3 protein-coding genes are annotated in these 2,905 nt (G+C 71.2%); 2 read left to right on the forward strand and 1 reads right to left on the reverse strand.

What is annotated here, in order from left to right; genetic code table 11:
• Positions 1–639: cobalt ECF transporter T component CbiQ (gene cbiQ, locus B4M60_RS01155; protein ID WP_291079529.1), on the forward strand; the 639-nt coding region annotated here is incomplete at its 5' end.
• A gap of 40 nt (positions 640–679) precedes the next feature.
• Positions 680–1,441 carry an energy-coupling factor ABC transporter ATP-binding protein gene (locus B4M60_RS01160; protein ID WP_291079530.1) on the forward strand — a complete coding sequence of 254 codons (762 nt, stop codon included), beginning with the start codon at positions 680–682 and terminating at the stop codon, positions 1,439–1,441.
• Between the two features lie 87 nt (positions 1,442–1,528).
• Here B4M60_RS01160 and B4M60_RS01165 read toward each other — a convergent pair.
• Positions 1,529–2,905 (reverse strand): pyridoxal phosphate-dependent decarboxylase family protein (locus tag B4M60_RS01165; protein ID WP_291079531.1); only part of this gene is annotated, 1,377 nt, incomplete at its 5' end.

Genomic DNA, 2,905 nt, shown 5'->3' on the forward strand with positions numbered 1-2,905 from the left:
GTCCTGCTCGCCTGGGCGGGAGGAGTGTCGGTCGGCGCATTCGTCACCCGGGTCTGGCTCTTCGTCCCGCTCTTCACCGCGGTCGCCCTCGCGCCGGCAACCCTGTCCGTCATCACTCCGGGCGAGGTCCTGGTCCCGCTGTGGACGTGGCACGGCGCGCAGGAAGGCATCACCTCACAAGGCCTGACCTCGGCAGGTCTGGTCATCCTGCGGGTGGCGTGCTCGGTCTCCCTGGTGCTGCTGGTGACGATCAGCACCTCGTGGAACCGGTTGCTGGCCGCCCTCGGTGCGCTCGGAGTGCCACGGATCTTCGTCATGGTCATTGCCATGGCCTATCGCTACCTCTTCGTCCTGCTCGGCTCGGTGCTGGACATGGTCCTGGCCCGTAAGGCGCGCACGGTGCAGCCGGTCGCGCACACCGCGGGCGACCGGCGGTTCGTCGGGGCGGCCGTGGGCACACTGCTGGGGCGGGCCGGACACCTGTCCGAAGAGGTGCACCAGGCGATGACGGCCCGCGGGTATGCCGGCCAGCACCACACACTCACTGGCTTCCGCGCCTCCGGCACGGACCTGCTGGCTCTGGCCGCTTCGCTGATGGTCGCGGTCGTCATCGTCGGGGGCGACCATCTTCTCCGCTGACCCGCGTCCGGGCATCGACGCCGACACGGGCACCCACGCCATGGCAGACACCGAGATCGTCTTCCACGCCAAAGGGCTCGGCTACACCTACCTCGACCGCTACCCTGCGCTCGATGACGTGAGCTTCCAGATCCGCAGGGGGGAGCGGATCGCCCTGCTGGGCGCCAACGGCTCCGGCAAGTCGACCCTGCTGAAGATCCTTGACGGTCTGGTCTTCCCCACGTCCGGGGAGCTGTCGGCATACGGTCAACCGCTGACCGAGGAGTCACTGGCCGACCCGGCCGTCAACGCCAGGTTCCGGTCCCGGGTGGGGATTGTCTTCCAGAACTCCGACGTCCAGGTCTTCTCGGCCACGGTGCGCGAGGAGATCGCCTTCGGCTGCCTTCAGCTCGGCCTCTCCGCAGCGGAGACGGCGGCCCGCACCGCCGATGTCCTCGACATGCTGGAGATCGAGGACCTCACCGACCGAACCCCGTTCCAGCTCTCCGGTGGCCAGAAGAAGAAGGTCGCCCTCGCCTCGGTCCTCGTCATGAATCCCGAGGTCATCCTCTTCGATGAGCCCACGGCCGCGCTCGACCCGCGCACCCAGCACTGGCTCATCGACCTCATCGCCCAGCTCGGTGAGGCGGGCAAGACCGTCGTCCTGGCCACCCACGACCTGCACACCTTGGCGGACCTCACCGACCGAGCCATCATCTTCGGTGAAGACCACCGCGTCCTCGCCGACACCCAGACTCGAGCCATCCTCGCCGACCGCTCCCAGCTCATTGCCGCGAACCTCATCCACGACCACGAGGTGTAGCCGGGCCCGATCCGGCCAGGTCGACCGCCCCGAAGACCCGCGTGGACGCCGGCTCCGTCGAGCGCCAGGGCTGTCACGCAGGTGACGTCATACCCGCTCGATGACGGCGGTGAGCAGCGCGGCGCGCACGCCGGGCGAGCAGGACCCCAGCAGCGCGTGGATCGGCGCCATCCGGGTTGGCAGGGCCAGACCGCCGTCACCGCCGGCCAGCCCGGCCGCGGCGAGCAGCCCGCCTAGGGTTGCATCGTCGAGACCCGCTGGGTCGAGTGAGCCGAGCACACCGGCGATGCCGGAGTCGACCGCGCCCGGCCCGGCCGCCTGCGCCGCCGCAGTCGCCTCCCGCAGCGCCGCCAGCACATCCGCGACGCCTGGCGCGGTCGCCGCCGACACAGTCAGATGCAGGCTCGCCGGCCCACCCCGATAGGGCAGCTGCGGCTGGGCGTACCACCCCCGCGCCAGCAGCTCGTCGGCGATCGTGTAGACATCGCACGAGTCATCGGTCGCCAGCGTGAGCAGCGTCGAGTCGGGCGCCACCAATACGCGCAACCCAGGTATGCCGTCCACGCCCGCCGCGATCGCCAGGGTCGCCTCGCGCGCCTCGGCGGCCAGGGCGGCATACCCCTGCCGGCCGAGCATCGAGACGGTGGCCCACGCGGCGGCCAGCGGCCCACCGGACTTGGTCGACTGCAGGGTCGAGTTGACCACCCCGTAGCCCGGCCAGTCCGCGGTCGCCCAGAACTGGGTATGCCGCAGCGCCATCGACCGGTGCAGCAACAGCGAGGCGCCCTTGGGCGCATATCCGTACTTGTGCAGGTCGGCCGACACGCTCGTCACACCCGGCACCGCGAAGCTCCACGGCGGCGCGTCCAGGAAGGGCAGGACGAAACCGCCGATGCAGGCATCGACATGGCACCGGATGCCCCGCTCGGCGGCCACGGCGGCGATCACCTCGATCGGGTCGACCACCCCATGCGCATATGACGGTGCGCTCGCCGCGACGAGGACGGTCCGGTCGGTCAGCGCCGCGGCCATCGCCGCGGGATCGGCGCGGTAGGTGACCGGGTCGACGTCGACCAGGGTGAGCTCGAGCCCGAACAGATGCGCCGCCTTGTGGAAGGCCGCGTGGATCGTCGTCGGTGCGACGATCTGTGGCCGCGCGACCTCGGGCCGGGCGTCGCGCGCCGCGAGCACGGCGAGCAGGCACGACTCGGTGCCCCCGCTGGTCACCGTCCCGGCATACCCCGCCGGCGCCTCGAGCAGCCCGGCCGCGAAGCCCACCACCTCGCGCTCCATCGCCGCGAGCGAAGGGAACGCGGTCGGGTCCAGCCCGTTCGAACCGCCGTATGCCGCGAGCGCCTCCCGGGCGACGAGGTCCACCTCCGCGCGCCCCGAGTCGTAGACATAGGCGAGGGTCCGGCCCCCGTGGGTGGGCAGGTCGTGCTCGCGCAGGGACACCAGGCGCTC

Origin of the sequence: Dietzia sp. UBA5065, from assembly GCA_002415925.1 — a bacterium.
Lineage (GTDB): Bacteria > Actinomycetota > Actinomycetes > Mycobacteriales > Mycobacteriaceae > Dietzia.

What these genes read in the sequence shown, in the direction of transcription:
- B4M60_RS01160 (WP_291079530.1), top strand. Translation starts at nt 680, where the DNA reads ATGGCAGACACCGAGATCGTCTTCCACGCCAAAGGGCTCGGCTACACC.